The following is a 26,753-nucleotide window of genomic DNA, read 5'->3' on the forward strand; positions in this document are numbered from 1 at the left end:
CTCAAACCTCTATAGGCCTCTTGAGGTAACAGATCACGCACTAAAAGGCAATGGGCAGGAAGCCTTTAGTATGATTTTCAAGACTTAAACCTTGGCACCCGCGGCCCCAGGGTATGCCACCAGTTCCCCGAGCACTCCCAGCATGACTTTTGGACCTGCCTCCTTCCTTGGTGTAGAGCGCTTCACATCTATCAACGCTCAAGAGCATTTCTCTGGTGATGCCAACGCTGACAAGGACGTCATCATCCGAGCCATTTACCGTCAGGTCCTTGGCAATGCCTATGTGATGGAGGAAGAGCGCCAGATCGTAGCCGAGTCGCAGTTCAAGCTTGGCCGCATCAGCGTTCGCGAGTTTGTTCGACTGCTATCCAAAAGTGCAACGTACCAAAGCCGTTTTTTCGATACATGCAGCCGGTATCGCTATATTGAACTCACTTTCAAGCATTTACTTGGGAGAGCTCCAGACAACTTCGAAGAAATGCGGGGCCATAGCGAAATTCTAGATCATTTCGGGTATCAATCGGATATCGATAGCTATATCGACAGCGCCGAATATCAAAATCGATTTGGCGAGGATACAGTTCCTTACCTGCACGGCTGGCAAACCGGTCCTGGAAAGAGTATGCGCGAATTCACCTGGATGTTCCAGCTCACTCGGGGCGCCAGCAGCAGCGATCTCAAGGGAGACGTAGCCGGAATTGCCCCCAAACTTGGTGGTGCCGCTTACCAGAACACGAGCTTCCCGGTGATCAGCCCTGGTAATACAGCTAGCAGCTTCCGGCTTGCACCCCAGAATGGTGTGGGCAAAACCCGAGCAGGGGTTGGAGCGGGCCAGGAAGGCAAAATCTACAAGATTCAGGTGAGCGGATACCGAGCAAACAATGTTCAAAAGTTTTCCCGCTATCGCCAATCCAATCGAGTGTTCTATGTACCGTTCGAGAAACTCTCAGAGCAGTTTCAGCGCATCCACGCTGAAGGCGGAAAAATAGCAAGCGTGACCCCTGTCAATTGATCGATTCACCTGAGTCCTATTCATTATCATCCCATGCCCACCATTAATCGGTATCAGGCTGCGTCTGCCAATCTGATGCAGCCGAACATAGCTCCAACAAGTTTCTGGCCTCAAGCGGGAACAGAGGCCTGCCAGGTTGCAATTCGTGCCGCCTACAAACAGGTTTTTGGAAACATCGGCGTGATGGAGAGTGAGCGGCTATTCACTTCCGAATCCAGGCTAACAAACGGCGAACGATCAATTCGCGAGTTTGTCACTGAGCTTGGTTGCTCAGAACTGTATCGTCGTCGCTTCTTCGAGACATGCTCACCCCACCGTTTTGTAGAGCTTAATTTCAAGCACTTTCTTGGTCGTGCTCCGCAGTCCGAAGCGGAAGTGACAGAACATGTAGAGCTTCTTCAGGGCAAAGGTCTTGAGGAGGAAATCAAAAGTTATACCAACGGCGAAGAATATCTAAACGCTTTTGGAGAAGATACTGTTCCTTATCTGCGTTCAGTGGTAAGCCAAGTCAGTCTTGCTCAGAACAATTACACCAAGATGCTCTTGCTTAAGGGCACCAACAGCAGCAGCGATAACTCCCAACCGAAACGATCACAGACCCTTCCCTACCTTGCCGCGGCGGCAAGGGCTATGTCGGGTTTGAGTTTCGGTCGATACAATCCATCTCCAACGGCTGTTTACAAGCCGATGCGTTCCACCTCAGGGCTCGACACAGCGCCCCTCAGCCCTTCACTCTACGCCGGCTTTGGAGTCTCACAGCAAGATCAAGAACGCTTAGAATGTTTGGTTGGCAGCAGCGCCGAAGATGTCAAGCAAGTGATTCGCGCCGTCTACCGCCAGGTGCTTGGCAATCCACACCTGATGGAAGGGGACATCCCAACTTCGCTTGAATCGCAACTGATTGACGGGAAACTCAGTGTCAGGGCCTTCATCCGTGAGCTCTGTCTCACAGCTCATTATCAACAGCGATTCTTTGCCAAGGCTTCACCCTATCGCTTTGTCGAGTTGCTATTCAAGCAACTGCTTGGCCGTGCTCCAGAAAATCAAGCAGAATTCAGAGTTCCGCTTGACATCGTGATTCGCCAAGGGTATACAGCCACGATTGACCATTTCGTCAACAGCGAAGAATACATCAACAGCTTTGGAGAGAACGTCGTTCCCTATCTTAAAGCCGTAAAGTCTGCGCAAGGCCGCAGCCAAAGCAATTTCAACCGTACGCTTGCACTCGTCAATGGCTTCAGCGGTGGGGACCGTCAAGTCACCAGTTCTCGTCTGCTCAATCAGGTGACTGGAGGAGCCAATCAGATCATTCCACTGCGCTCGACTGCATCCAGTGGATCGATGCAGCCGCCCGGCAAGCGCTACCGAATTGAGGTCACAAGTCAAACCTTCGGGAGTCGTCGTCGTAGGGCGGCAACAACCTATGAGGTTGCTGGAGACCGCATGACGAGTCAACTGAAGTTCATTCACAGCACAAGCGGCCGTATTGTCAGCATCAGTGAGATCGTCTGAGATCCACTGATGCAAGTTTAGTCTCAGCAAAGCAACTTGTTGCTCCCATTCCCCTTCTCACTTGCTCTAAAACAATGTCTCTCTGGATGCAATCCAACCCCACAAGTGAACTCTGGGCGAGTTCAAGCGAAATGGAGCTGGACGATGTCATGCTCTCCGTCTATCGTCAAGTCTTGGGGAATGCTCACGTAACTGAGTCCGATCGGCTGACCACAGCCGAATCTCAGTTGCGGAATCGTGACATTTCCGTCAGGCAATTTGTCGCCGCTGTCGCCCTCTCTGATGCCTACAGGCAACGATTCTTTGACACGAACTCACAGTATCGTTTCATCGAATTGAACTTCAAGCATTTGCTTGGCCGCGCGCCTCGGAATCAGGCCGAAATTGCCGAACACACAGCCATCTACGCAGCTGCCGGCTATGAGGCCGACATTCTTTCCTACATTGAAAGTGACGAATACAGCTCCGTTTTCGGAGACAACATTACCCCTTTCACCCGCACAGATTCGGCCCAGCTCTCCCAAACAAGAGACTTCCTGCGCACGATTAACCAATGCCGCGGTTTTGCCAGCAGCGACCTAGCTCAAAGCCAGCCAAACGCTCGAAGCTTGGCCTCCAACATTGCAGAATCGGCCAATCCTCCGACAGCCACTCGATCGGGCGGAAATCGAAACGGACGCTTCGAAATTGTGATCGACATGCCCCGCAACAGTGCTGTCAACCGACGGGCTGCCCAAGTCATCACTGTTGACTATGCTCAACTCAGCCAGCGAATCAATGTGATCCAGCGCCAGGGTGCTCGCATTCGCACAATCAAGCCTGTCGCCAAGTAAACTCGAGCAGATTCCATCGTGTTGCCACCATGCTAGTCATGGTGGCTTTCTCTTGCATATTGTAAATTCATTAATCTAGGCCTACTCAAAGAATCCCCAGGCTAAACCGAAACTCAAAGACTTGAAGACCTTGGCCGATATCTCAATCTCAGACTTCGTCGAGAGATCCCTTGGAACATGGCATTCCAAGCGCAGTGGTCACAACCTGGCCTTTCGGCATGTCGAGGAGGTCGAATCCACGATTGAAATCATTGCTGAGCCCCATGATTCCGCTGAGTTAATCCAGCTACTGAACTCTAATGAGGTGGACAGCCAAGCAATTACCAGCCCTTTTCGCATGTCTTGGCGCGGGAGTTCCGATTGGGATGAATCAGAAGTCAGCGCTGGTGAATGCCTGCTCGTCCCAGTCCCGGATGGCACAAGAAGCGGAAGGCTGCTCCGAAGCATAGGTTATACAGAAGAAATTCCTGCCGTAGGTCACTATAGACTTGACGACGATGGGGCGTTTACGCTGATTACTCCTTACCAAGGTTCAAGCGCAGAAGAGCGCATCTGGTTTGCCACAAAGGATGTGAGACTGCGAGTATCGTTGATGCGAACTAAGGGCGGCCAAGGTATCGTCCAAGCTTCTTTTTCTTCAGAGATTCGCCAACGGGATGGGAGCTGAGTAGACATAATCAATGATTGAGATGCAGTTGACCGACACCCAAGCCCGTCAGTGTATTCAGCTCATGGTGGGCTCCTTCCGCAATGATCGCCAGTTTGCCACCCACTCCACTGAGGTATCTCATATTCAACTAGCCTTTCGCCCATTCAACGCTCCTGGCTTTGATGGTTGTTGGCTGTACTCAGAACAGGCCTACACCTTTGACCTCTGGCGTCCGTATCGGCAAGGTGTACACCATGTAACACAACTGTCGGATCGGCTCAGAATCGATAACTTCAGTCCACCTGATCCCCTATTTGTAGCAGGTGCGAGCCATGAACCCAGTCTTCTGAAGACCTTGGAGCGGAGCAAGCTGACTGCAAGGCCTGGCTGCGCTATGGAGTTCTTCCCAAAAGACACAGGTGGCTTCCGCGGCCAGCTTGAAGAAGGCTGTCGCTGCATGGTGCCCCGCGACGGCCAGCTCACCTATCTCGTTAGTGAAGTTCTACTTGAAGAAGGCCTATGGCGTAGCCGTGATTTCGGCTGTGACCCAAAGAGCCATGAACAACGCTGGGGTCTCACTGATCGACAGTTTGAGTTTGAGCTCATTGAGAGTTTTGCTCACGAGTTGACACATTCTTTTGATCCTGCCAAGCCACTTCCATGAGTGGAGCCATTCTGCCCCCAATGGCCAAGCAGCGTCTCAGGAGCTGGATACGGAGCCGCCACCTTGTTCTTAAGGGCAACTTCCTGCTCATGGAGTCACTTGAGCAGAACGCCATTGATCGCTTTGCGGAAGCCGTTGAGAGCCTTGATGGACACCTCATCAGCGTGAACACCGACAAGAGTCTTTCCTCAGGAAATCGCACTATCCGCGTGCTTCAAGGCAAGGCCTCAATGCTGAATCAGCACTGGGGTGAGCTACTACAATACTGGGCAGAAAAAGGAGGGTTTTACAGTCGTTTTGACGAGCGTGGGTGACCTTTTGTTAACACCTCCCCCCCTCTGGACCGTGCGCATTAAATAATAGACAGATCGCTTGGCCCCCAGTGCTTGGCATCGGCAAGCCAGCGAAGCCCTTTCCCCTAGCGTTTCGACGTTCTGGAGTTTGTCAGGGTCTTTCACGACACTCCCTCAAAGAATAGGTGCCAACCCCATGTTTGACGCTTTCACAAAGGTTATTGCCCAAGCTGATGCGCGTGGCAGCTTCATCTCTGCTGGCGAACTCGATGCCTTAGCTGCGATGGTTTCAGACAGCAACAAGCGGCTGGATGCAGTCAATCGCATCACAAGCAATTCATCCTCGATCGTCGCCAACGCCGCTCGCGCCCTTTTTGCTGAGCAACCCGGCCTGATCTCACCCGGCGGCAATGCTTACACCAGCCGTCGCATGGCTGCTTGCCTCCGCGACATGGAGATCATCCTGCGTTACGTGACCTATTCCATTTTCAACGGAGACTCCAGCGTTTTGGAGGATCGTTGCCTGAATGGACTGCGCGAGACCTACCTGGCTTTAGGCACCCCTGGCGCCTCGGTTGCGGAAGGTGTCCGCAAGATGAAAGAAGCTGCTCTTGGCATTGTGAACGATCGTGCCGGTATCACCCAGGGTGATTGCACCGCACTTTCTTCTGAAATCGGCACCTACTTTGACAGAGCCGCATCTTCTGTCGCCTAAGGCTCCCATTCAGCTGAACAACCCTTTCTTTCTTTCTCGCTTTCCATGAAATCCCCACTCACAGAAGCCGTCTCCACCGCTGACTCCCAGGCTCGTTTGCTGAGCAACACGGAGATTCAAGCCGCCTTCGGTCGCTTTAGTCGTGCCAAGGCAGGCCTTGAAGCCGCCAAGCAACTGACCGCCAAGGCCGACGCCTTGGTCAACGGGGCCGCCCAGGCGGTTTACACCAAGTTCCCTTACACTACACAGCAGCAGGGACCGAACTACGCTTCAACTACAGAGGGCAAAGCGAAGTGTGCTCGAGACGTTGGCTACTATCTTCGTATGGTGACCTACTGTTTGGTTGCAGGTGGTACAGGTCCAATGGACGACTACCTGATTGCAGGGCTTGACGAGATCAACCGTACTTTTGAGCTCTCTCCCTCCTGGTATGTAGAAGCTCTTCGCTACATCAAATCCAACCATGGTCTGAGTGGCGAAGCTGCAACCGAAGCCAATAACTACCTCGACTATGCGATCAACGCCCTCGTCTGACAAGACATAGACATCGGTGTCTCTCATGGGGGCTTAATGCCCCCATTTTCATGGAACTATTGGGCTCTGGTTAGATGGTGAGGCAAACAGATGCGGAGCCAATAGGAACTCCCATCAGCGAAGCCGAGGCCTTGCGCAGGCTCGGGTTGGTTGACGATGCATCCTCCCGTTACTACGCCGCTTGGTGGCTGGGAAGGCATCGCAGCGACAATCCAAGAACCATCACGTTGTTGCTGGAAGCCCTTCGAGACCGCCACGTTGTTCATCCAGGGCAGGATCTAGATGCAACTGCAGTGGCTAGAAATGCCGCACGAGCCCTTGGAAAACTTGGGCCGGCAGCGCGCCAGGCGATTCCCGATCTGCTCTCTGCGCTCGAGGATGAAGATCCAGGGCTGCGCGAAGCGGCGTCCCGGAGTCTTGGAAACTTAGGTGCCAAGGAGGCTGTTGAGCCACTGGCTCGCCGCCTAAAAGGAGGGCTAACTGGACCCGGACGTTCTCAGAGTGGCACGGCTCGTCTGGTTGAACCATGCGAAGCCATCATTGAGACCCTGGGAGAGCTGGGGGTGGCAAGTCCCGAGGTGCTGGAGGTCATCACTCCCTTTCTCGACCACGAACGTCCGGTGGTGAGCAATGCCGCCGCACGGGCGCTCCTTCAACTCACCGGTCAGCCCTGCTGGGGAGAGAGGCTCGTCGCGATGCTTCGGCACCCACAGTTGCAGGTACGACGATCGGCTCTTCTGGACTTGGGCGCCTGTGGATGGTTACCGGCACTGTTGCCCATCTCCCAGACTCTGGCCGAAAATAGCCTCAAACTGATTGCTCTTCGAGGGCTTGCAGAGGCTGCAGCGGACCCATGCAGCACTGAAGCTGTCCTTGCGGCGATGGATGAGTTGCTGTGAAGACATCCGCATCCCCAGATGAATTGGCAAATCTGATTGCTGCTGTCCAACTGGCCTGCACTGGCGAGGCGCTTCTGGACGCCACCGAAGCCCTCAGCGCCATGGCAGACCCTGGCAGCCTGGATTGTCTGATGGAGATTCTCACTTACAACAACCCAGGAGCAGCCGTGGCAGCCGTGGAGGGGCTGGTCTCGATCGGTGGGCCAGCCGTGGCCCCACTGCTCGCCAATCTGGATCAACACAACTACGGAGCCAGAGCCTGGGCGGTCAGAGCCCTGGCTGGTATCGGCGACGTCCGAGGTCTTGCTGTTTTGGAGCAGGCTCTGGCAGAAGACATGGTGCCAAGCGTGCGACGAGCTGCCGCCTGTGGCCTCGGAAGGCTTCAGCTGCAGGGCCTTGGGCAGGAGCAGCAAGAGGAGGTGATCCATCGCTGTTTCACCTCCCTGGAGATGGGCCTGAGCGATGGGGAGTGGATTGTTCGCTACGCCGTAGTGGTAGGTCTGGAAAAACTCACTCCGGCCCTTCAGTCACCTCCTGGAGACGTCTCTAGGGTGATCGAAAGCCTCGGCGGCCTTGTCAATGAAGAGAAGGAGCCTGTGATGGTGGTAAGAATGCGGGCAGACTTGGCTCTAAGACGGCTGAACGCCAAGCGGCCAGATCGCAACTTGACCAAGTGAAAACTCAGACTCAATTGAACATGACACAGCGTATCCTTTTCGTCTGTTTAGGCAACATTTGTCGATCGCCCGCTGCCGAGGGGATTTTTCTTCATCTGTTGGATTTAACCGAATTCAAGTCTAACTATCTTGTCGATTCTGCAGGGACGGGAGCATGGCACGTCGGAAATGATGCCGACAAGAGAATGCGGGCAGCAGCGGCGAAACGCGGGGTCAACTTACTCAGCAAGGCACGCCAAATCACAGAGGACGATCTCATGAATTTCGATCGGATCCTTACGATGGATCAGGAAAACTTCAAGCAAGTATGCAGAATGGCCGCACAAAGTGGGATTGACCAAGACAAAATTGCCTTAATAGAGCCGATCACCAATCATTGCTGCAAGTTTTCAGCAACAATGATCCCTGATCCCTACTACGGCGACGATAATGGGTTTGAAGATGTGCTCGATCTGCTGGAAGATGCTTGCGCCGGCTTACTTGCTCGCCTCAACGAGAGGAGCCATTCTTAACCATGCTCACCATGGAATGGATCATCATGCCAAAGGCATGATCGCCGCTGCTTAGAGGACGCTTGGATGGACGTCGAATTGTGGAATCGGAAGCGCTTGAATAGTTCAAAGCTGCCGATGAAGAGTTCGCTGTCGTTGTGCTTGATGACATTCCGAGAAGCGCCTTCTGAATTCAACTTGCTTCAAACACTACCGGTGTGGGGGAGTATCCCAGGGCGGCTTCGAAACAAACCGTCAAGATCCTGGCCAAGCTTCCTCCGGGACCCGTTCGCGGAACAGGTCCACCAGGGTCTGGATCACCAACTCAATCGTCATCCCATCGGTGACCAGTTCCTGGGCATCAGGGGCCTGTCGCAGGGGGGCCACCTCCCGGCTGGCATCGGCGTGGTCGCGGCTTGCGATCTGCTCCTCCAGCTCGGCAAGGGGAGGAACCGGGAAGCCCCGCTGCTCAAGATCGAGGGCCCGCCGCCGGGCCCGCTCCTCCACCGTGGCCGTCAGGAACACCTTCAGATCGGCGTGGGGGAACACGGCGGTGCCGATGTCGCGGCCTTCGGCCACCAGCCCCCCCCGTTCGCCCATGGCCTGCTGCTGGCGGGTGAGGGCCGCCCGCACGCAGGCGTGGGCCGCCACCATGGACACCTGAGCGGTGACGTCGGGGCTGCGGATGGCCTCGCTCACGTCATGGCCGTTGATGCACACCCGCTGCTCGCCGCCCGCCGCCGTGCTCAGTTGCAGGTCGAGGCCCTGCAGCAGCGGCTCGATCGCGGCCCCATCGCTGGGATCCACCCCCTGCTGCTGCACCCACCAGGTGAGCGCCCGGTACATGGCCCCCGTGTCGAGGTAGACCAGGCCCATGCGAGCGGCGAAGGCGCGGGTGACCGTGCTCTTGCCCGCTCCGGCGGGTCCATCGATGGCAACGAGGGGCAGGCGGGTCATCAGAACGGTGTGATCGATCAGGCGGCAGCCGCCACAGCGCACGGCCACGGCCAGCAGGCCAAGGCGATCCAATCGGGGCAACGGTGCCAGGCTATGGGGTTGCACCAACTCCACGTACTCCACCTCCAGCTGGGCCCGCCCCAGGGCCTCCCGCACCACCGCCACCAGCGCCTCGCCTGAAACGCCACTGCCCACGCCATTGACCATGTCACCGGCCGCCCGCAGCGCTCCCCGGGCGGCCTCCAGGGCCTGGGGCAAGGCCTGCACCTGCAGGCGCTCCGCAGCGCTGAGGTAGCGGTTGCGGGAGCTGCAGGCCAGACCATCGCTCTCCCGCACGGTGGCGCAACCCTGCACGCGCAAGGGCAGGCCCAGGTCGGCCACCAGGCGCCTGAGAATCACCAACTGCTGCCAATCCTTCTCGCCCAGCATCAGGCGCTCGGGGCGTACCAGGCCCAACAGGCGTGTCACCACCGTGGCCACCCCATCGAAGTGGCCGGGCCGATGGCGACCGCAGAGCACCTCCTGCAGCTCCCGGGGGGGACTGAGCCGTGTGAGTTGGCCCTCCCCCCCCGGGAACAGTTCCTCGACGCTGGGCCTGAACAGGGCATCGGCGCCGGCCTCCCTGGCCAAGCGTTCGTCCGCCTCAAGGGGCCTGGGGTAGCGGCTGAAATCCTCACCTGGTGCGAACTGCAGCGGGTTGACGAACACGCTCACCAGCACCCTGGGCTCCAGGCCAGCAACGGGTCGACGGGCCGCCTCCACCAGGCTGCTGTGCCCCCGGTGCAGGCCCCCCATGGTGGGGACGAAGTGCAGCGGCACCGTTCTCTGGGCCGGCGTAGCGCACCAGTGCAGCAGTTCGACGCGGGTCTGGAGCAGTTGCAAGCGCCCTCAACGGAAAGGCCCACCCGCCAATGTGGCGGATGGGCCTGGGGATCCGTCAAGGCGGAGGTTCAGCGCAGCACTTCGAGCTTCACCTGGGCGACGCCACTGGCGACAACGCCGAGCTGACTGGCAGCACCATGGGCCAGGTCGATTACACGGTTGCCGTGGAACGGGCCGCGGTCGTTGATCCGCACCACAGTGGTGCGACCGTTCCAGAGGTTGGTGACACGCACCTTGGTGCCGAAGGGCAGTGTGCGGTGGGCTGCGGTGAGGGTGCCGGGACGGAACCGTTCACCATTGGCCGTGCGACGGCCGAAGAACCCAGGGCCATACCAGCTGGCCTGACCACTGCTCGTAGCCACAACCCGGGGGGCCACCGGCGCCGGAGCGATCGGCAGGGGCGGGGTGATCGGACGGAGCAGCGGTTCTGCGGCGGGAGCAGGTTCCTGGACCTCACGGATCGCCAGCTTGGTGGTGGCGGCAGGAGCGGCCAACTCTTCGCTGTACTGGGCGGAGGCGATGGCCTCGCCGCTGATCGTGCGGCCCGATTGGGCCATGGCGGGGATCAGAACGCTGCTGCCGGAGAGCAGGAGGGCCAGGGCCCCGAGGGAGGTGGTACGACGCATAACAATCGGAACTCGCCGGGTAAAACAGCAGTTACTGGAAATTCAGTGGGCTGTTGACTGTGGTTGCTCCCTCACGAATAGGAGAGTTTGTGGAGCGAACCAGTCGGCTGAGTTCCTAACGGGAATTGACAACGACGCAAAGTTAACCCGTGAATGCAGTCAAAAAAGTGAGCAGCCGTGGGACCAAGATTGATCAGTATTCATCATCAATTGCCTGATCCCTGCCACCCACAGGCCTGAACACGGCTCCGTCAACCGGAATTGATCAGACAACCGAATCGACCCCATAAGCTCGGCTGATCGCTTGTTGTGCCAATAATGGAATTGTCCACAGTCTGTCGGGAAAGAACGGCGCCCCAGGGGCGATGGCATCGGAGGATCAGGGAAAGGGCGATACCCGCATGGACTACCGCACAGCAGGCGTGGATGTGGTGGCCGGACGGGCCTTCGTGGAACGCATCCGCTCCAGCGTGGACTCCACCCGCCGGCCAGAAGTGCTGGGGGGGCTCGGGGGGTTTGGTGGACTCTGCCGCCTGCCTGCGGGCCTGCGCCGGCCCCTCCTGGTCGCGGGCACCGATGGGGTAGGCACCAAGCTGGAACTGGCCCAGGCCCACGGCCAGCACCACGCGGTGGGGATCGATCTGGTGGCCATGTGCGTCAACGACGTGATCACCACTGGCGCCGAGCCGCTGTTCTTCCTTGACTACATCGCCACCGGCAAGCTCAGCCCCGAGGCCATGGCGGCCGTGGTGGAGGGCATCGCCGACGGCTGCCGGCAGAGCGGCTGTGCGCTCCTGGGGGGCGAAACCGCCGAAATGCCGGGCTTCTATGCACCGGGCCGCTACGACCTGGCCGGGTTCTGCGTGGCCGTCGTCGAGGAGGACGAGCTGATCGACGGCCGCAGCACCCTCGCCGGGGACCGGATCGTGGCGGTGGCCAGCAGTGGCGTCCACAGCAATGGTTTCAGCCTGGTGCGGCGCATCCTTGAGGCCGCCGGCACCGAGGCCACCACCACCCTGCCCCACAGCGGCCGTCCTGTGCTGGAGGCCCTGCTCACCCCCACCCGCCTCTACGGCTCCCTGGTGAGCGCTCTCAAGGCCCAGTCCGTGCCCCTCCATGGCATGGCCCACATCACCGGTGGTGGCCTGCCGGAAAACCTGCCCCGGTGCCTGGGCGGTGGGCTGCGGGCCCGCATCGACCCGAACAGCTGGGAGCGGCCCGAGTTGTTTCAGTGGTTGCAGGAGCAGGGCAGCGTCCCCGAGGACGATCTCTGGAACACCTTCAACCTGGGGGTGGGGTTTTGCCTGGTGGTTCCCGACGGCGCCGAGGGAGCCGCCATGGCCGCCGCCGCCGCCAGCGGCCACGACGCCTGGGTGCTGGGCCAGGTGGAGAACGATCCCGAGGGCCATGGGGCGCTGGTGAGGCTCCCCGGCTGAGGCATCAAGTCCTGCCGAATTCGCCGGGGCACACTATCTATTGCTTAATGTGCGACCCATAGGGATTCACACCCATTCGACGCCGCAGCGACATCCGTTTCATTCTCCATAGGTTCGTTTTTTGACGTCCAGTAATTCATCGCCGGGACGGCTCACCCGCCGCCGCAGTTCCGCAGGCCCGCTTCCCCCCAACCGACCCCAGCGCCCCCGCGAGGCCTTCCCCGGTTCGAGCCGGGGCAATTTCCGGCCCACCTTTCTCACCCTCAGGGACCACGGCAAGGTTTACGTCGCCCACCTGCCCAGGCTCTCCGATGGCCAGTTGGCCAAAGTGGTTGAGGAGGCCCAAGAGGTGCTCGAAAGCCTCAACCGCCGCCTGCAGGAACTGGAGTGCCAGCTCTCGCTCACCTCGGTCGATCGGGAGACCCAGATCCGCGCCTCCACCAAACGCGATGTGACCGAGCGGTTCATCCGCGCCGTGGAGGAGGAGCAGGAGCATCGGCGCAGCAACCCGGGGCTGCCCTCGGCCGCCGGCGAATCGGTGAGCAGCGCCTTCCTCGAAATCGCCCGCCAGCGGCTGCCCATCGTCATCTTCGATTCGCTGCTCCAGGAGGCCCTGGCCGCCTGCGACAACCCAGAGCCCACCGCCAGCCTGGCGCTCTCTGGCCCTCTGGGGCCAGAGTCAGGCCACGGGGCGCCCCTGCTGCGGCAATCCCCGGAGCCTCCGGTGCGGCGGGAAACGATGCCCGTGGTGCTCACCCCAGATCCCTCTGGCCAGGCGCTCTGAGCCAACGGCCCACACCCCTCGCAGGACCCCTTTCAGTCGCTGGAAAAGGGGTTGGCCGGCATCGACGCCCCCAGCCCCGACGACAACCCATCGAGGCGAGAGCTCTCGGCAGCGCTGAGCCGCCAGCTGAGGGCGGCGGCGGCATCTTCCGCCTGGGCCACCGTGCGCAGGCCGGGGATCGGCATGGCGCCATGGCTGCGGCACCAGTTGAGGGCCACCTGGGCGCCTGTGGCTTGGTGCCGATCGGCGATGCGTCCGATCTCCTCGAGCAGCGGCTGGATCCGGGGCCGCAGCCGGCGAAACAGGCTGCCGCGGGGACCCGCCGGTAAGGCCCGCTCCGAGGCCGGGCCCTCGGTGAGCAGCCCCAGGGCAAAGGGGCTGTAGGCGATCAGCTGAATCCCCAGCTCCCGGCAGACCTCCGCCACACCCCCCGGCTGGATCGGCGCCGGAGCGAGCAAGGACAGCTGAACCTGGAGGCTGGCGAGCCGCACCCCCTGCCATTGGAGCCGTTCATGGGCCCAGCGCAGCCGCCGCGGGCCGAAATTGGAAAGGCCCAGGCTGGCCACGGCCCCGTCACTCACCAGCCGGGCCAGACCATCCAGCAGCGGTGCCTCCTGCCAGGGGGCGTAGCGAGCTGTGCTCCAGTGCAACTGCACGCGATCGAGCCGGCCCTGCAAGCGCTCCCGTGAGGCCGCAAAGGGCCGATCGAAGCCGCCCTGGCCCAGGCGCCAGGGGAACGGTGCCAGCTTGGTGGCGAGGGTGAGCTCCTGCCGGCGCTGCTCGGGCAAGGCGGCGGCGAAGGCGCCCAGCAGCGTCTCACTGCGGCCCGCCAGACGGCCCGTTCCATAGGAATCGGCGGTGTCGAAAAAGCGCAGACCGAGCGCCACCGCCCGCAGGAAGGTGGCGCGGAGAGTGGGATCATGGAGCTCCGGCTCATACCCCCAGAGGAAACGGTTGCCCCAGGACCAAGTCCCCACTCCAATCCCGGGTTGCTCGGTGACCAGCCCCGCGCCCGATTCCATCTCCACGCCTGAGCCCGTCGGATCGGACCCCATCCTCTGCCTCCACTGCCTGCGCACAGCCAGCAATGGTCTTCGCTGCCAGGGGATGTGCGTGGCCGATGGGGGCTATTGAGTCCGCACCTGGCGAACCACAATGGGATTACTCCTCAGCCGAACGCGATGGTGACTCCGGGCTCGCCCGTCGGGACAGCGAAGCGGGCGACCAGAACGGTGCACCCGCCTTCAGGCCGCCATGCCTTCGCCTCCCTGGCAGTGGCTGTCCTGCTTGCAGCCCTGGCCCCCCTGGGGCCCTCGTTCGCCGGCGACGGGGCCGAGGGCTTCGGACGCTGGCAGTGGGACGTAGGCAAGTGCGAGCGCAACCTGGAGGGCCAGGAGCCCTCCCGCTGCGGCCGGGTGCAGGTGGACCAGGCCGTCGAAGGGCTGCTCACGATCCGTTTCATCGCCAGTGGCCCGAAGCGGGACGGCAGCAACCTGCTCGTGTTCGTCGGGGTGCTGCCCAAGGGCCAACAACCGATGCGCTGCCGCCAGGGGAAATGCGAGCCGGTGGCTCCGGTGCGCGCCGAGCTGAGCAGCGTCAGCGAGAGCTCCTTCGATGGACGCGGGCTGGCCGAAGGACTGCCCAAGGCGTGGCCCGCCGATGGCAGCTGCCAGGTGGGCCCCAGCGAAGTGAGCTGTGAGGCCAAGGCCCTGAGCGGCGAGCGCTGGCGCGCCCAGGCCAGCTTCTGACCGGAGCGGCCCCAGCCCTCAACGAAGAGGCGGCACCCAGATTCGAACTGGGGGTAAAGGATTTGCAATCCTCTGCCTTACCACTTGGCCATGCCGCCGGTGGGGAGCAAACTCCCTGCAGCGGATCGTATCAGCCATGACATGCCTTCCCGTCTGCTGGTTCTGAGCAACGGCCACGGGGAGGATCAGATCGCCCTTCGCCTCATCCTCGCCCTGCGCCGGCGGCAACCCGAACTGCAGCTGGCCGTGCTGCCCCTGGTGGGTGAAGGAGACGCCTTTGCCGGACTCGAAGCCACGGGAGCGCTGCGAAGGGTTGGCCCCCGCCAGCGCCTGCCCAGCGGCGGCTTCAGCAACCAGAGCTTGCGGGGATTGGGGCGTGATCTGGCGGCGGGTCTGCCGCTGCTGAGCCTGCGCCAATGGAGGCTGGTGCGGCGCTGGGGGGCGAGCGGTCAGCCGCTGCTGGCGGTGGGCGACCTGCTGCCCCTTTTGCTGGCGGGCGCCAGCGGCGCCCCCTTTGGCTTCATCGGCACCCCCAAGAGCGATTACACCTGGCGCAGCGGTCCAGGCCACCAGCTGTTCGCCGATGCCTACCACCGGCTCAAGGGCAGCGAGTGGGATCCCTGGGAATGGGCGCTGATGGGCCAGAGGCGCTGCCGGTTGGTGGCCGTCCGCGACCAGCTCACCGCCCGGGGACTGCGGCGCCACGGGGTGCGGGCCCTGGCCCCGGGAAATCCAATGATGGACGGCCTCGGCGCATCGGCAGACACGCTGCCCCCCAGTGGCGGAGCCAGGCGCGTGCTGCTGCTGATGGGCTCCCGGAGCCCTGAAGCGATCGGCAACCTTCAACGTCTGATCGAGGCCCTGCTGCGCTGCCGGCAGCCCCTGGAGGTGCTGGCGGCCACCGGCGGCCAGCCCGGGGAGGAGGCCATCGCAGCGATCCTGGAACGGCTCGGCCTGGAGCGCAGCCCCCTGCCGAACGGCAGCGGCGCCGTGGCCGCCTGGCGGCATCACCAGCGCCCCCTACGGCTGCTTCTGGGCCCTGGGAAGCTGGCGGATTGGGCCAGGGCCGCCGACCTGGCGGTGGCCACGGCCGGCACCGCCACCGAGCAGGTGGTGGGACTGGGCTGCCCGGCCCTGTCGCTGCCGGGTCCCGGGCCCCAGTTCAAGGCCCCCTTCGCCCGCCGCCAGAGCCGCCTGCTCGGAGGGGCCGTGCGGGTCTGCATGAACGCGGCGGAGCTGGCGGAGGGAGTGGAACATCTGCTGGCCGATGGCGCGCTGAGGGAACGACTGGGAGCCATCGGCCGCCGTCGCATGGGACCACCGGGCGGGAGTGCCCGGATCGCCGCCGCCATCGAGCGGGAGCTGCTGCGGGCTCCGGGTCAAGATGGGACCAGTTGATCCAACGCCATGGCCGCCCCCACCAACCAGGCGTATGCCGCGGCCTATGGCCAGCTGGCCAGCCTGCTGAACATCAGCCTCGCCTCAGCCCGCCGCAGGGTGGATCTGCGGGCGGCCCAGGAAGGTCTGCGGGCGATCGAGGCCAAGATCGAACTCGCCGAGCGGATGGCCGAGGACGCCCGCGCCGGCAGCGCCGCCCACGGCCAGATGCTGAATTCCCTGCTCACCGCCGTCGCGAGCGAGATGAACTACATGGACGAGGACTGACAAGGGGTCGCTCGAACATCAGTGCTCGAACACCGAGCCGAAGCGCCCCCGATCCAGATCCGAAAACACCGGAATGCAGGCGAAGCAACGGCGGGCCAGCTCCAGCCTCCCCTCGCGCTCGAGCATGGCCGCCAAGCGGTCCCGGGCCGCCAGCAGGTAGCGGGCATCGTTGGCGGCGTAGGCCAGCTGGGCCTCACTGAGCTCGTCCACCCGGCCCCAGTCACTGCTCTGGGCCTGCTTGTCGAGCTCCACCCCCACCAGCTCCTGGACCACATCCTTGAGCCCATGGCGCGGGGCGTAGGTGCGGCCCAAGCGGCTGGCGACCTTGGTGCAGAAGATCGGCTGCACGGCGATCCCCAGCCCCTCGGCCAGGGCGGCCACATCGAAGCGGGCGAAGTGGAACACCTTCTCGATCCCGGGCGCTTCCAGCACCTGCTTGAGCAAAGGGGCCTCGCTCTGGCCCCGGGCGATGCGCAGGCAGCAGACGTTGTCCTGGTCGTCGGCGATCTGCACCAGGCAGAGCCGATCGCGGCCATGGATCAGGCCCATCGCCTCGGTGTCCACCGCCAGCGAGCCGGAAGCGGAGAACAGGGCCTGCCACTCCGCGTCGAGGTCACCATCGAAGACGGCGAAGCGGGCGGGCGCGGCGGCGGGGGCGGAGGAGGGAGCCATGGCAGCAAGGCAGTTGCGGCCATGGTGGCAAAGCCTCGTACGAGCCCCCCGCGCCGGCCCGGGGATGTGGGGGAGAATGGGTCCCATCGCGATACCCCACCGCATGGCCCCCACCCTGGCCTCCACCCTGCTGCTGACCTTGCTGATGGCGATAGGCCTGGTGTTCTTCCTGCGGGCCGCCAGCAAGGACCGCACCACCGTGGTGGAGGTGCACTCGCCGCGGCCGCCCCTGGAGGTGCTCGGAGGCCTCAGCCAGTGGCTGCAGGACCGTGGTTGGCAGGCGGAGACCGGCAACCCCGAGCGCCGGTTGCTCAGCTTCACCGGAACCGTGGGAGCCAGCAACGGCCTGGCCCTGCTGCTCTCGCTGCTGGGCGGGGTGGGGGCCGCCAGCCTGGGCCTGGTGCTGCGCCAGCTGCTGCCGGCCCTCGGCTGGTGGCCCCTGCTGCTCACCGCCCTGGGCCCGCTGGCCGGGGTGCTCTACCAGCGGCGGGCCCGCCGCCAGGAACGGGTGGAATTGCGGTTGCTCAGCGCCGATGACGCCCCAGGCAGCACCCTGCGCCTGCGCGCCCACCGCGATGAACTGATCGCCCTCGAGCTGGAACTGGGCCCCCGCCTGGAGCTGGCCAGCGACGGCGCCCTGATGCAATCCCCTATCTGAGAGCCGTCGCCATGAAGTCAGCGATCCATCCCCTTCTCGCCCTCTCCCTGGTGATTGGCGTGGCGACGGGCGCTGTGGCCCAGGCCCCCTATCTCCCCAGCCGCGATCCGCTCACCGGACCGCGCACACCCCTGGCCAAGGACTGGGTGGGCCTAAGGCCCTTGCCCACGGGCACCCCGATCCTGGTGATGGCGGGCCACGCCGATTCCCAGGGCCTCGGCGGTGCCGGTACGCCGGGGGCGGCGGTGGCCCTCGCTCGCTGGGCGCCCATGGACCCCTCGATGACCGACGAGCTCTACTGGAACCTGCAGACGGCCCAGGCCGTGGTGGTCCTCGGCCAACGACGGGGCCTGAACATCCGCTACTACGACCCGCCCTTGCGCAGCATCGCCAGTGGCGACGACCCGCGCACCACCTGGAGCGTGGGTCGTGAGTTCGTGGCCGCCGGAGGTTACGCCATGGAAATCCACTTCGATGCCTACGGACCCGATGGCTACGGCTCCGGCCTAATCCCACCGCTCCAGGCCCAGCCCAGCCGCCTGGATGAAAGCCTGGCCCTGGCTTTTGGCGCCTACCCCTTCTATTACCGGAATGGCCTCGGGGGCCCTAAACGGGGCATCGCCATCCTGGAGATTGGCAAGCTGGAAGGCACCCTGGAGGCCTCCCTGCGCAGCCCCGCCCACCGGCAGGCAGCCCTGGCCGCCATCGCCGAGCGGGTGGTGAGCGCCCTGGAGCAGGGCCTCAGCCAACCGCCTGGTGCGGCCGACAGCGCTCGTCAAGACTGGGGTCGTCCAGCCAGTTCTGGGGCCGAGTGAACAGGTCGGTGAGCAGGGCCTCGCGGCTGCCCGGCTCGGGGACGTAGCCATACTCCCAGCGCACCAGCGGCGGCAACGACATCAGGATCGACTCGGTGCGGCCGTTGGTCTGCAGCCCGAAGATCGTGCCCCGGTCGAACACCAGGTTGAACTCCACGTAGCGACCGCGCCGGTAGAGCTGGAACTGGCGCTCGCGATCGCCGTAGGCCAGATCGTTACGCCGCTCCACGATCGGCACGTAGCTGGGCAGAAAGGCGTTGCCGCAGGCCCCTGCAAGAGCAAACAGCTGCTCCCAGCTGCGGGGCCGGTCGCCTTCGGCCGCTCCAGCCGCCGCCGCCAGACCCTCGGGGTCCTGGCCCTTGTAGAGCCGACCGGCGGGGTCCTGGTAGTCGTAGAAGATGCCGCCCACGCCCCGGGTTTCGCCCCGGTGCTTGAGGAAGAAGTATTCGTCGCACCAGGGCTTGAACACCCGGTAATAGGCCGGATCGACGCTGTCGCAGGCGCCCTTGAGGGTGCGGTGGAAGTGGCGCGCATCCTCCAGGAAAGGGTAAAAGGGAGTGAGGTCAGCCCCGCCGCCGAACCACCACACCGGCCCCGCCTCGAAGTAGCGGTAGTTCAGGTGCACGGTGGGCACGTAGGGGTTGCGGGGGTGCAACACCATCGAAGTGCCGGTGGCGAACCAACGCTGCCCTTGAGCCTCGGGCCGGTGGCTGAGGATGGAGGCAGGCAGGTTGTCCCCCTCCACCTCGGAAAAGTTCACGCCACCCTGCTCGAAGATCCGGCCCTCGCGCATCACCCGCGAGCGCCCGCCGCCCCCCTCGTCGCGGATCCAGCTCTCCTCCTGAAAACGTCCCTCGCCATCGAGGGTCTCCAGGCCCGCGCAGATGCTCTCCTGGAGACCCATCAGCAGGGCCTTGGCCCGCTGGCGCGAATCGGCGGGGGGCGCTTCCGGGGCCGGGGCTCCGGCCGTCACACCCTGTGCTGCCACTGCTGAATCCGCCACTGCAAGCCGCGCCCGTACGGCGCTGGAAACGTGTTCACCTTTCCAGCCTCCCACCCCAGGCCACAAGCCTTCGAGAGGGACTGTCATCGGCTGGGGGCTGCTTCGCCCCGGGGCGCGGCGTCACTCCTAGGATCCAGGCCCTCTCTGCCCCAGTGCATGGCCACCGCTGAACAGGCCCTCAGCGCCCTGGCGCCCCTGAAGGACGCCGGCAGTGGACGCAGCCTGCTGGAGCTGGCCTGGATTGATCAGGTGCGCGCCGAGGGCCAGCGCATGGTCTTCCGCCTTGCCCTGCCGGGCTACGCCAACGCCCAGCGGGAGCGCATCGCCAGCGAAGCCCGCGCGGCCCTGCTGGAGCTCGAGGGTGTCAACGATGTGCAGATCGAACTCGCCCAGGCGCCGGCGGCCCCGATCGGCCAGGCGGGTCATGGTCAGGGGGGAGCAGAGCGCCAGGCGATCCCTGGCGTGAAGCAGGTGATCGCCGTCAGCAGCGGCAAGGGTGGGGTGGGCAAAAGCACCGTGGCCGTCAACCTGGCCTGCGCCCTGGCCAGCTCGGGCCTGCGGGTGGGCCTCCTGGATGCCGACATCTACGGCCCGAATGCACCCACCATGCTGGGGGTGGCCGATCGCACCCCCGAGGTACGTGGCAGCGGTGATCAACAGATGTTGACGCCGGTCGAAGCCTGCGGCATCGCCATGGTCTCGATGGGGTTGTTGATCCAGGAGAACCAACCGGTGATCTGGCGGGGGCCGATGCTCAACGGGATCATCCGCCAGTTCCTCTATCAAGTCGATTGGGGTGAACGGGATGTGCTGGTGGTCGACCTGCCGCCGGGCACCGGTGACGCCCAGCTCTCCCTCGCCCAGGCCGTCCCGATGGCAGGGGTCTTGATTGTGACCACCCCCCAGAAGGTGTCGCTCCAGGATGCCCGCCGCGGGCTGGCGATGTTTCTGCAGCTGGGGGTGCCGGTGCTGGGGGTCGTCGAAAACATGACCGCCTTCATCCCTCCCGACCGCCCCGAGATCAGCTACGCGCTGTTCGGTTCCGGCGGTGGTGCCCTGCTGGCCGAGGAGGCCGGAGTGCCGCTGCTGGCTCAGATCCCCATGGAGTTGGCGGTGGTGGATGGCGGCGATGGCGGTCGGCCCGTGGTGCTGGCCCAGCCCGACTCCGCCAGTGCCCGGGCCTTCCTCGAGCTGGCCCTGGGCCTGCCGATCCCGACGCCGGCCGGATGACCATCCTCAGGATCGGGCGCCGGCGCAGCGTGTTCTCCGCCAGCAAACCCGCCCGCCGCCACGTGCTGGAGGGGGTGGACCTGATCCTCTGGGGCGTCCCCCTGGCGATGACCCTGGTGGCCGGGGTGCTGATCGCCAGCACCCAGCGCCAGGCCGACTACGCCGACTGGTACCAGCACTGGATCACCGCCGCCATCGGCATCGCCCTGGCCCTGCTGCTGCGCCGCCTGCCCCTGGAGCGCCTGGAGCGCTGGCTGAAACCGCTCTATGCCCTGACCGTGGTGAGCCTGCTGGGGGTGCGCTTCGTGGGCACCTCCGCCCTGGGGGCCCAGCGCTGGATCAACATCGCCGGGGTGCACGTGCAGCCCTCGGAGTTCGCCAAGCTGGCGGCGATCCTGCTGCTGGCTGGGGTGCTGGCTCGCTACCCGATCGAGCGGCCCGTCGACCTGAACCGGCCCGCCGCCCTGATCGCCCTGCCCTGGCTGCTGGTGTTCATCCAGCCCGATCTGGGCACCTCGCTGGTGTTCGGAGCCGTGCTGCTGCCGATGCTCTTCTGGGCCGGCATGCCCCTGGCCTGGGTAGTGCTGCTGCTCTCACCTCTGGTGGCGGCGATCCTGGCCGGCGTTCTGCCCCTCGCCCTGGCGGCCTGGGTGCCGCTGATGGGGTTGCTGGCCTGGCGCTCCCTGCCCTGGAAGCGGCTGGGGGTGGTGATCACCCTGGCCGTGCAGGGCCTGTTCGCCCTGCTCACCCCCTACCTCTGGATGCATGGCCTGAAGGACTATCAGAGGGATCGGCTGGTGCTGTTCCTCGATCCCTCCAAGGATCCCCTCGGTGGCGGCTACCACCTGCTGCAAAGCAAGATCGGCATCGGCTCGGGGGGCTTGTTCGGCACCGGCCTGATGCAGGGGCACCTCACCAAGTTGCGCTTCATCCCGGAGCAGCACACCGACTTCATCTTCAGCGCCCTTGGGGAAGAAACAGGCTTCGTCGGCTCGATCCTGCTGGTGATCGGCTACGCCCTGCTCTGCTGGAAGTTGCTGCAGATCGCCGGCCGGGCGCGCACCGATTTCGAATCGTTGGTGGTGGTCGGCATCGGCGCCATGTTGATGTTTCAGGTGGTGGTGAACATCTCGATGACCATCGGCCTGGGGCCCGTCACGGGCATCCCCTTGCCCTGGATGAGTTATGGCCGCTTCGCGATGCTTGTGAACTTCATCTCCCTGGGGCTGTGTGCCTCGGTCCAACACCGCAGCCAGGCGGTCCAGGGGCGCTGGTGAGCGACACCAGCCTGGAGGCCCTGCGCCGATTGCTGGCCGCAGGGGTGCCCCCGGGCCGCTGCGACGAGGATGCCGCGCGCCGCCAGTGGTGGGCGGCCCTGGCCACCCTCCAGGAGGAGCTGTTGCTGCCCCGCCCAGCGATGGAAGGCGTCTGGATCGCCTCCCCCCTACCGGCCCTCCACGAGCCCGAGCTGTTGCGCCAGATGCGGGGCTGGGTCTGGGCCCCTGAGGAACTTGGCACCCTGCTGGGCCACCGAGCGCCGTTGCTGCCGGGGGCCACCCCGGGGCCGGGGGCACCGCTGGCGGCCGGCGAGAGCTGCGAACGGTTGACCCTCGAGGGGCAGGACGGCACCGATCCGTTGCTGCTGGTGATCACCCCAAGGTTGCAGGTCGCTCTGGCCCTGCACGGCCCCCCCGATGGCCGCCAGCTGGTGGTGCGATTCGATCCGGCCACCCTTTCAGCCACCCTCACCCTGCTGGACCAGCGGCTCCGGCGCACCAACCCGGCGGCGGGCCAGAGACTGCGCAAGGCCATCGGTGCCCTTGGTGAACTGCACGGGGATGGGAACTTCGCCTCGACCTTCTGGCCGAGGCTGGCGGAGCGGCTGGCGTCCATGGCCCCGAGCGTCACCCTGCAGCCCATGGTCCATGGGGGCATGGGCGAGACGAACAGGGCCAGCAGCGAACTGGCCCTGCTGGAGGCCCTCACCCATGAGGTGCGCACCCCCCTGGCCACGATCCGCACGCTGATCCGCTCCCTTCTGCACCGCAGCGATCTGCCCGCCCTGGTGCGCCAGCGCCTGCACGCCATCGACGGGGAATGCAGCGAACAGATCGACCGCTTCGGACTGATTTTCCATGCGGCTGAGCTGCAACGGCTCCCCCGCAGCGAGCAGCCCCTGGCCCGCACCGACCTGGCCCAGCTGCTGATCCGTCTGGAGGAGCTCTGGCAGCAGCAGCTGCGGCGCCGCGGCCTGCAGCTCGAGCTGGACATCGCCCCTGGCCTGCCGCCGGTGCTAAGCGATCCAAGCCGGCTGGAGACCATGCTCGGGGGCCTGATCGACCGCTTCAGCCGGCGCCTTCCGGGGGGCGCGACCGTGCAGATCAGTCTCCAGCCGGCAGGCTCGCGCCTCAAGCTGCGGCTCCATGGGGTGGGTCGATCTGAGCTGCCCCAGGCGGCGGTCTCCGGCGACGATGGATCGAGCAGTGAAGCGATCGGGCCGGTGCTGAGCTGGAACCCGGAAACGGGCAGCCTGCAGCTCAGCCGCCAGGCCACCCAGCGGCTGTTCCACAGCCTCGGCGGCCGCCTGACCGAACGGGGCGACCGGGGGCTGACGGTGTTCTTCCCGGTGGCTGGCGCCGGCCCCTCCCGCTGAGGTTTGTTGACGGGTGTGAAGACAGCCCGGCTCGCCTGGGGAGGTGCCAAAACCCAGTGCTAGCTTCCAGCCGAAACGGCCTGCCGACACCCCCACCAAAGGAACAGCCATGACAGCAACGGCGCTGAGCGGTCAACTTCCGAAGTACATCGGCAGCACGGGCGGCTTGCTGAACTCGGCTGAGACCGAGGAGAAGTACGCCATCACCTGGACCAGCTCCAAAGCCCAGGCGTTTGAACTCCCCACCGGCGGTGCCGCCGAGATGAACGAAGGGGAGAACATCATGTATTTCGCGCGCAAGGAGCAGTGCCTGGCCCTCGGCACCCAATTGCGCACCAAGTTCAAGCCCCGCATCGAGGATTACAAGATCTACCGGATCTTCCCAGGAGGCGACACCGAGTACCTCCACCCCAAAGACGGAGTCTTCCCCGAAAAAGTCAACGAAGGTCGTTCGATCGTGGGCCACAACCCCCGTCGCATCGGCGACAACCCCAATCCGGCCAACCTCAAGTTCTCTGGTCGCAACACCTTCGACACCTGATCCTTCGGGTCACCACCTAGAAAGGCGGGGTGCGTGGCGCCCCGTTTTTTTTGCCCGCCCGACACCGAGATGCCCTTCCCTGATCGCACGGCCTTTCTGGAACAGGCGGCGGCAGGGCTCAATTTTCTGCCGGTCTGGAGCTGCTGGCCCGCCGATCTGGAAACCCCCCTCACCACCTGGCTGAAGGTGGGTGCCAGCGCCAGCCATGGCGTGCTCCTGGAGTCGGTGGAAGGGGGCGAGCAGGTGGGCCGCTGGAGCTACGTGGTCAGTGATCCGCTCTGGACCCTGACGGTGCGAGGCGAGCTGGCTGAGCAACGCTGGCGCGATGGGCGGCTGATCGAGCAGCGGGGCAACCCGTTCAACCTGCTGCGCGAATGCCTGGCGCCCTACGCCAGCGCCCCGGTGAGTGGGATGCCGCCCCTGGGTCACCTGTTCGGCTTCTGGGGCTATGAGCTGATCCAGTGGATCGAGCCCAGCGTGCCCATCCACCCCAGCGATCCCGGTGGCCCGCCCGATGGCTGCTGGATGCTGGCGGACAGCCTGCTGGTGTTTGACCAGGTCAAGCGCCAGATCACGGCGGTGGTCTACGGCGACCTCAGCGAAGGCGCCGATCCGGGCGAGGCCCATGACGCCGCCCTTGCCCGGCTGGCTTCCCTGGAGCGGCAGATGCACCAGCCCCTGCCCCCCGGGATCGCCCCCCTGGCCTGGAACCCCACACCGGCACGCGAGCTCCCCAACCAAAGCAACCGCACGCCCGAGGATTTCAAGGCGGCGGTGGCCAGCGCCCGGGAGCACATCGCCGCCGGCGACGTCTTCCAGTTGGTGCTCAGCCAGCGGCTGGAGACCCGGATCGACCGGGATCCCTTCGACCTCTACCGCAGCCTGCGGATGGTGAACCCATCCCCCTACATGGCCTTCTTCAATTTCGGAGGCTGGTACCTGATCGGCTCCAGCCCGGAGGTGATGGTCAAGGCTGAGCCGGGAGAAGGCGGCGTCAAGGCCTCCCTGCGTCCCATCGCCGGCACCCGCCCCCGGGGCGACAGCGACGCCCAGGATCTGGCCTATGAACAAGACCTGCTGGCCGATCCCAAGGAACGGGCCGAGCACGTGATGCTGGTGGACCTGGGGCGCAACGACCTGGGGCGGGTCTGCAGGGCCGGCAGCGTCAAGGTGGTGGAGCTGATGGTGATTGAGCGCTACTCGCACGTGATGCACATCGTCAGCGCCGTGGAGGGCGTACTGGAGAACGGACGCGACATCTGGGATCTGCTGATGGCGGCCTTCCCGGCCGGAACCGTGAGCGGAGCCCCCAAGATCAGGGCCATGCAACTCATCCATGAACTGGAACCCGATGCCCGCGGGCCCTACTCCGGCGTCTACGGCGCCGTCGACCTGGGTGGGGCCCTCAACACCGCCATCACCATCCGCACCATGGTGGTGCAGCCGGCCAGCGAGGGCGGCTGGAGCGTGAAGGTGCAGGCCGGTGCAGGCATCGTGGCCGACTCCCAGCCGGAAGCCGAGTACCAGGAAACGCTCAACAAGGCCCGGGGCCTGCTCAAGGCCCTGGCCTGCCTCGAGTCCGATGCGCCAGCGCCCAAGGCGGCCGTCTCAACCCAGGCAGAGTCAGGACGATGAGCGTCGCTCCGCTGCTCAAGGGCTTCGAGGTGGAGCTCTTCACCGGCCAGAGCGATGGCACGGTCGTGGGAGTGGCTGAGGCGGCGGCCGCCAGCCTGGAGGGTTTCGTGACCGAGCCGGATCACCGCAACCTCGAATACACGACCCCCCCCGATGCCGACTACGGCCACCAGCTCGCCCTGCTGCTGGCCCCACGCCGCGCCCTGCGCGCCTGGCTTGCCGGCCGCGGCCTCACCCTGCTGCCGGGCAGCACCTTGAGCCTCGGGGACAGCCGCCGCTTCGAGCGCTCCGACCCGGCCAACGACTACCACGGCTACATCGAGGCCAGCTACGGCACCCGGGTGGTGACCGCCAGTGTCCACATCAATTTCGGGATCACGGCCATGGAGGAGCTGTTCGCCGCCTGCCGGTTGATCCGCTGCGAGGCGGCCCTGCTGCTGGCCCTCAGCGCCAGTTCGCCCTTCCTCGATGGGCAGGCCACCGGAGCCCATTCCCAGCGTTGGCTGCAGTTCCCGCTCACGCCCCCGCAGGTGCCCCTGTTCCTCTCCCACCAGCACTACATCGACTGGATGCTCCAGGAGCTGGCGGCGGGATCGATGCAGAACGTGCGCCACCTCTGGACCTCCGTGCGCCCCAACGGCGATGACCGGCCCTACGGCCTCAACCGCCTGGAGCTGCGCATCTGCGACCTGATCAGCGACCCTGAAGCGCTGCTGGCAATCACCGCCTTCGCGGAGCTGCGGCTCATGCAACTGCTGGCGGATCCCGCCGCCCACGACCCACTGCGGGCCAGCTGCCTCGATCCAGCGGCCCTGGCCGCCCTGGCCGACCAGAACGACCGGGCCGCGGCCCGCTCCAGCCTGGAGGCTGAACTGTTGGATTGGCGCACGGGGGAGCCGGTGATGGCGCGTTCGTGGATCCAGCGGGAACTCGAAGCGCTCGCCCCCTTAGCCCAGGCGACGGGCCTCACCGCCGTGCTCGCACCGCTGGCGGAGATCCTCAGCCACGGCAACCAGGCCATGCGCTGGTTGGAGAGACAGCGCCAGGGAGAAAGCATCGCCAGCATCCTCAGCGCCGCGATCGCCGAGATGGCCGCCGGGGAAAATGCCCTGGACGCACGCTTGGCGACAGTCGCCGCGCATCCTTTGGGATGATCATGGTGCCTTGCC

The 26,753-nt window shown here is 64.2% G+C and carries 29 protein-coding genes and 1 tRNA gene; 24 read left to right on the forward strand and 6 right to left on the reverse strand.

Annotated features, from left to right (window positions below):
• Positions 1-142 precede the first annotated feature (142 nt).
• The 11 genes from KBZ13_RS12165 (at position 143) to KBZ13_RS12215 (ending at position 8,300) form a co-directional block, all read left to right on the forward strand.
• The gene (locus KBZ13_RS12165) at positions 143-1,012 is read left to right on the forward strand and encodes a phycobilisome linker polypeptide (protein WP_255009485.1); all 870 of its coding nucleotides are present in this window, start codon (positions 143-145) and stop codon (positions 1,010-1,012) included.
• Positions 1,013-1,045: 33 nt separating this feature from the next.
• Positions 1,046-2,524, forward strand: a complete 1,479-nt coding sequence (locus KBZ13_RS12170; protein ID WP_255009486.1) for a phycobilisome rod-core linker polypeptide — start codon at positions 1,046-1,048, stop codon at positions 2,522-2,524.
• Between the two features lie 131 nt (positions 2,525-2,655).
• Entirely contained in the window at positions 2,656-3,357 is a 702-nt protein-coding gene (locus tag KBZ13_RS12175; protein ID WP_255009488.1) for a phycobilisome rod-core linker polypeptide, read from the forward strand.
• A gap of 130 nt (positions 3,358-3,487) precedes the next feature.
• Positions 3,488-4,024, forward strand: coding sequence for a phycobiliprotein lyase (locus KBZ13_RS12180; RefSeq protein WP_255009490.1), 537 nt, complete (start codon positions 3,488-3,490; stop codon positions 4,022-4,024).
• A gap of 22 nt (positions 4,025-4,046) precedes the next feature.
• Entirely contained in the window at positions 4,047-4,670 is a 624-nt protein-coding gene (locus KBZ13_RS12185) for a chromophore lyase CpcT/CpeT (RefSeq protein WP_255009491.1), read from the forward strand.
• Positions 4,671-4,690: 20 nt separating this feature from the next.
• On the forward strand, positions 4,691-4,984 hold the full coding sequence (locus KBZ13_RS12190) for a CpeR family transcriptional regulator (RefSeq protein WP_255009493.1): 294 nt from the start codon (positions 4,691-4,693) through the stop codon (positions 4,982-4,984).
• Positions 4,985-5,159: 175 nt separating this feature from the next.
• Positions 5,160-5,678 (forward strand): phycocyanin subunit beta, encoded by a 519-nt coding sequence (locus tag KBZ13_RS12195; protein WP_255009494.1) that lies wholly within the window; start codon positions 5,160-5,162, stop codon positions 5,676-5,678.
• Between the two features lie 45 nt (positions 5,679-5,723).
• Positions 5,724-6,212, forward strand: coding sequence for a phycocyanin subunit alpha (gene cpcA / locus KBZ13_RS12200; RefSeq protein WP_255009496.1), 489 nt, complete (start codon positions 5,724-5,726; stop codon positions 6,210-6,212).
• A gap of 146 nt (positions 6,213-6,358) precedes the next feature.
• Entirely contained in the window at positions 6,359-7,111 is a 753-nt protein-coding gene (locus tag KBZ13_RS12205; RefSeq protein WP_315859631.1) for a HEAT repeat domain-containing protein, read from the forward strand.
• A 23-nt stretch (positions 7,112-7,134) separates the two neighbouring features.
• Positions 7,135-7,788, forward strand: coding sequence for a HEAT repeat domain-containing protein (locus KBZ13_RS12210; RefSeq protein WP_255009499.1), 654 nt, complete (start codon positions 7,135-7,137; stop codon positions 7,786-7,788).
• Between the two features lie 20 nt (positions 7,789-7,808).
• Entirely contained in the window at positions 7,809-8,300 is a 492-nt protein-coding gene (locus KBZ13_RS12215) for a low molecular weight protein-tyrosine-phosphatase (RefSeq protein WP_255009500.1), read from the forward strand.
• A 234-nt stretch (positions 8,301-8,534) separates the two neighbouring features.
• On the opposite strand, the gene KBZ13_RS12220 is transcribed toward KBZ13_RS12215, so the two are convergent.
• A complete protein-coding gene (locus KBZ13_RS12220; RefSeq protein WP_409995653.1) occupies positions 8,535-10,118 on the reverse strand; it encodes a bifunctional pantoate--beta-alanine ligase/(d)CMP kinase in 1,584 nt (527 codons plus the stop codon).
• 68 nt (positions 10,119-10,186) lie between these two features.
• Positions 10,187-10,744, reverse strand: a complete 558-nt coding sequence (locus KBZ13_RS12225; protein ID WP_255009502.1) for a septal ring lytic transglycosylase RlpA family protein — start codon at positions 10,742-10,744, stop codon at positions 10,187-10,189.
• Between the two features lie 401 nt (positions 10,745-11,145).
• Between KBZ13_RS12225 and purM the strand changes: the two genes are divergently transcribed.
• Both purM and KBZ13_RS12235 read left to right on the forward strand, forming a co-directional pair.
• Positions 11,146-12,180, forward strand: a complete 1,035-nt coding sequence (gene purM, locus KBZ13_RS12230) for a phosphoribosylformylglycinamidine cyclo-ligase (RefSeq protein ID WP_255009504.1) — start codon at positions 11,146-11,148, stop codon at positions 12,178-12,180.
• A gap of 121 nt (positions 12,181-12,301) precedes the next feature.
• Positions 12,302-12,964 carry a hypothetical protein gene (locus KBZ13_RS12235; protein WP_255009506.1) on the forward strand — a complete coding sequence of 221 codons (663 nt, stop codon included), beginning with the start codon at positions 12,302-12,304 and terminating at the stop codon, positions 12,962-12,964.
• A gap of 32 nt (positions 12,965-12,996) precedes the next feature.
• Here the strand turns inward: KBZ13_RS12235 and KBZ13_RS12240 are convergent, their stop codons facing one another.
• Positions 12,997-13,986, reverse strand: a complete 990-nt coding sequence (locus tag KBZ13_RS12240; RefSeq protein WP_255009508.1) for an aldo/keto reductase — start codon at positions 13,984-13,986, stop codon at positions 12,997-12,999.
• Between the two features lie 210 nt (positions 13,987-14,196).
• Between KBZ13_RS12240 and KBZ13_RS12245 the strand changes: the two genes are divergently transcribed.
• Entirely contained in the window at positions 14,197-14,712 is a 516-nt protein-coding gene (locus tag KBZ13_RS12245) for a hypothetical protein (protein ID WP_255009510.1), read from the forward strand.
• Between the two features lie 27 nt (positions 14,713-14,739).
• Here KBZ13_RS12245 and KBZ13_RS12250 read toward each other — a convergent pair.
• Positions 14,740-14,810 (reverse strand) — tRNA-Cys (locus KBZ13_RS12250).
• A 43-nt stretch (positions 14,811-14,853) separates the two neighbouring features.
• Between KBZ13_RS12250 and KBZ13_RS12255 the strand changes: the two genes are divergently transcribed.
• Both KBZ13_RS12255 and KBZ13_RS12260 read left to right on the forward strand, forming a co-directional pair.
• The gene (locus KBZ13_RS12255) at positions 14,854-16,110 is read left to right on the forward strand and encodes a lipid-A-disaccharide synthase-related protein (protein ID WP_255009512.1); all 1,257 of its coding nucleotides are present in this window, start codon (positions 14,854-14,856) and stop codon (positions 16,108-16,110) included.
• A gap of 9 nt (positions 16,111-16,119) precedes the next feature.
• Complete coding sequence (locus KBZ13_RS12260; protein WP_255009513.1) at positions 16,120-16,377, forward strand: hypothetical protein; 258 nt, start codon at positions 16,120-16,122, stop codon at positions 16,375-16,377.
• A gap of 18 nt (positions 16,378-16,395) precedes the next feature.
• On the opposite strand, the gene KBZ13_RS12265 is transcribed toward KBZ13_RS12260, so the two are convergent.
• Complete coding sequence (locus KBZ13_RS12265; protein ID WP_255009515.1) at positions 16,396-17,049, reverse strand: ribonuclease D; 654 nt, start codon at positions 17,047-17,049, stop codon at positions 16,396-16,398.
• A 103-nt stretch (positions 17,050-17,152) separates the two neighbouring features.
• On the opposite strand from KBZ13_RS12265, the gene KBZ13_RS12270 reads away from it, so the two are divergent.
• Positions 17,153-17,707, forward strand: coding sequence for a cofactor assembly of complex C subunit B (locus tag KBZ13_RS12270; protein WP_255009517.1), 555 nt, complete (start codon positions 17,153-17,155; stop codon positions 17,705-17,707).
• Between the two features lie 11 nt (positions 17,708-17,718).
• Entirely contained in the window at positions 17,719-18,522 is an 804-nt protein-coding gene (locus KBZ13_RS12275) for a dehydrogenase (RefSeq protein ID WP_255009519.1), read from the forward strand.
• Here KBZ13_RS12275 and hemF read toward each other — a convergent pair.
• On the reverse strand, positions 18,449-19,426 hold the full coding sequence (hemF, locus tag KBZ13_RS12280) for an oxygen-dependent coproporphyrinogen oxidase (protein ID WP_255009671.1): 978 nt from the start codon (positions 19,424-19,426) through the stop codon (positions 18,449-18,451). The genes KBZ13_RS12275 and hemF overlap by 74 nt on opposite strands.
• Before the next feature lie 255 nt (positions 19,427-19,681).
• On the opposite strand from hemF, the gene KBZ13_RS12285 reads away from it, so the two are divergent.
• The 6 genes from KBZ13_RS12285 (at position 19,682) to gshA (ending at position 26,738) form a co-directional block, all read left to right on the forward strand.
• The gene (locus KBZ13_RS12285) at positions 19,682-20,755 is read left to right on the forward strand and encodes an Mrp/NBP35 family ATP-binding protein (protein ID WP_255009520.1); all 1,074 of its coding nucleotides are present in this window, start codon (positions 19,682-19,684) and stop codon (positions 20,753-20,755) included.
• Positions 20,752-22,032: a rod shape-determining protein RodA gene (gene rodA / locus KBZ13_RS12290; RefSeq protein WP_255009522.1), complete on the forward strand. Its 1,281-nt coding sequence runs from the start codon at positions 20,752-20,754 to the stop codon at positions 22,030-22,032. The genes KBZ13_RS12285 and rodA overlap by 4 nt, the downstream gene beginning before the upstream one ends.
• On the forward strand, positions 22,029-23,408 hold the full coding sequence (locus tag KBZ13_RS12295; RefSeq protein WP_255009524.1) for a sensor histidine kinase: 1,380 nt from the start codon (positions 22,029-22,031) through the stop codon (positions 23,406-23,408). The genes rodA and KBZ13_RS12295 overlap by 4 nt, the downstream gene beginning before the upstream one ends.
• Before the next feature lie 109 nt (positions 23,409-23,517).
• Entirely contained in the window at positions 23,518-23,949 is a 432-nt protein-coding gene (locus KBZ13_RS12300) for a photosystem I reaction center subunit II PsaD (protein ID WP_255009525.1), read from the forward strand.
• A 69-nt stretch (positions 23,950-24,018) separates the two neighbouring features.
• Positions 24,019-25,584, forward strand: a complete 1,566-nt coding sequence (locus KBZ13_RS12305; protein WP_255009527.1) for an anthranilate synthase component I family protein — start codon at positions 24,019-24,021, stop codon at positions 25,582-25,584.
• Positions 25,581-26,738 (forward strand): glutamate--cysteine ligase, encoded by a 1,158-nt coding sequence (gene gshA / locus KBZ13_RS12310; protein ID WP_255009529.1) that lies wholly within the window; start codon positions 25,581-25,583, stop codon positions 26,736-26,738. Before KBZ13_RS12305 ends, gshA begins: the two co-directional genes overlap by 4 nt.
• The last annotated feature ends 15 nt before the right edge of the window (positions 26,739-26,753 follow it).

The sequence above is a fragment of the Cyanobium sp. ATX 6F1 genome (genome assembly GCF_024346315.1).
GTDB lineage: Bacteria > Cyanobacteriota > Cyanobacteriia > PCC-6307 > Cyanobiaceae > ATX-6F1.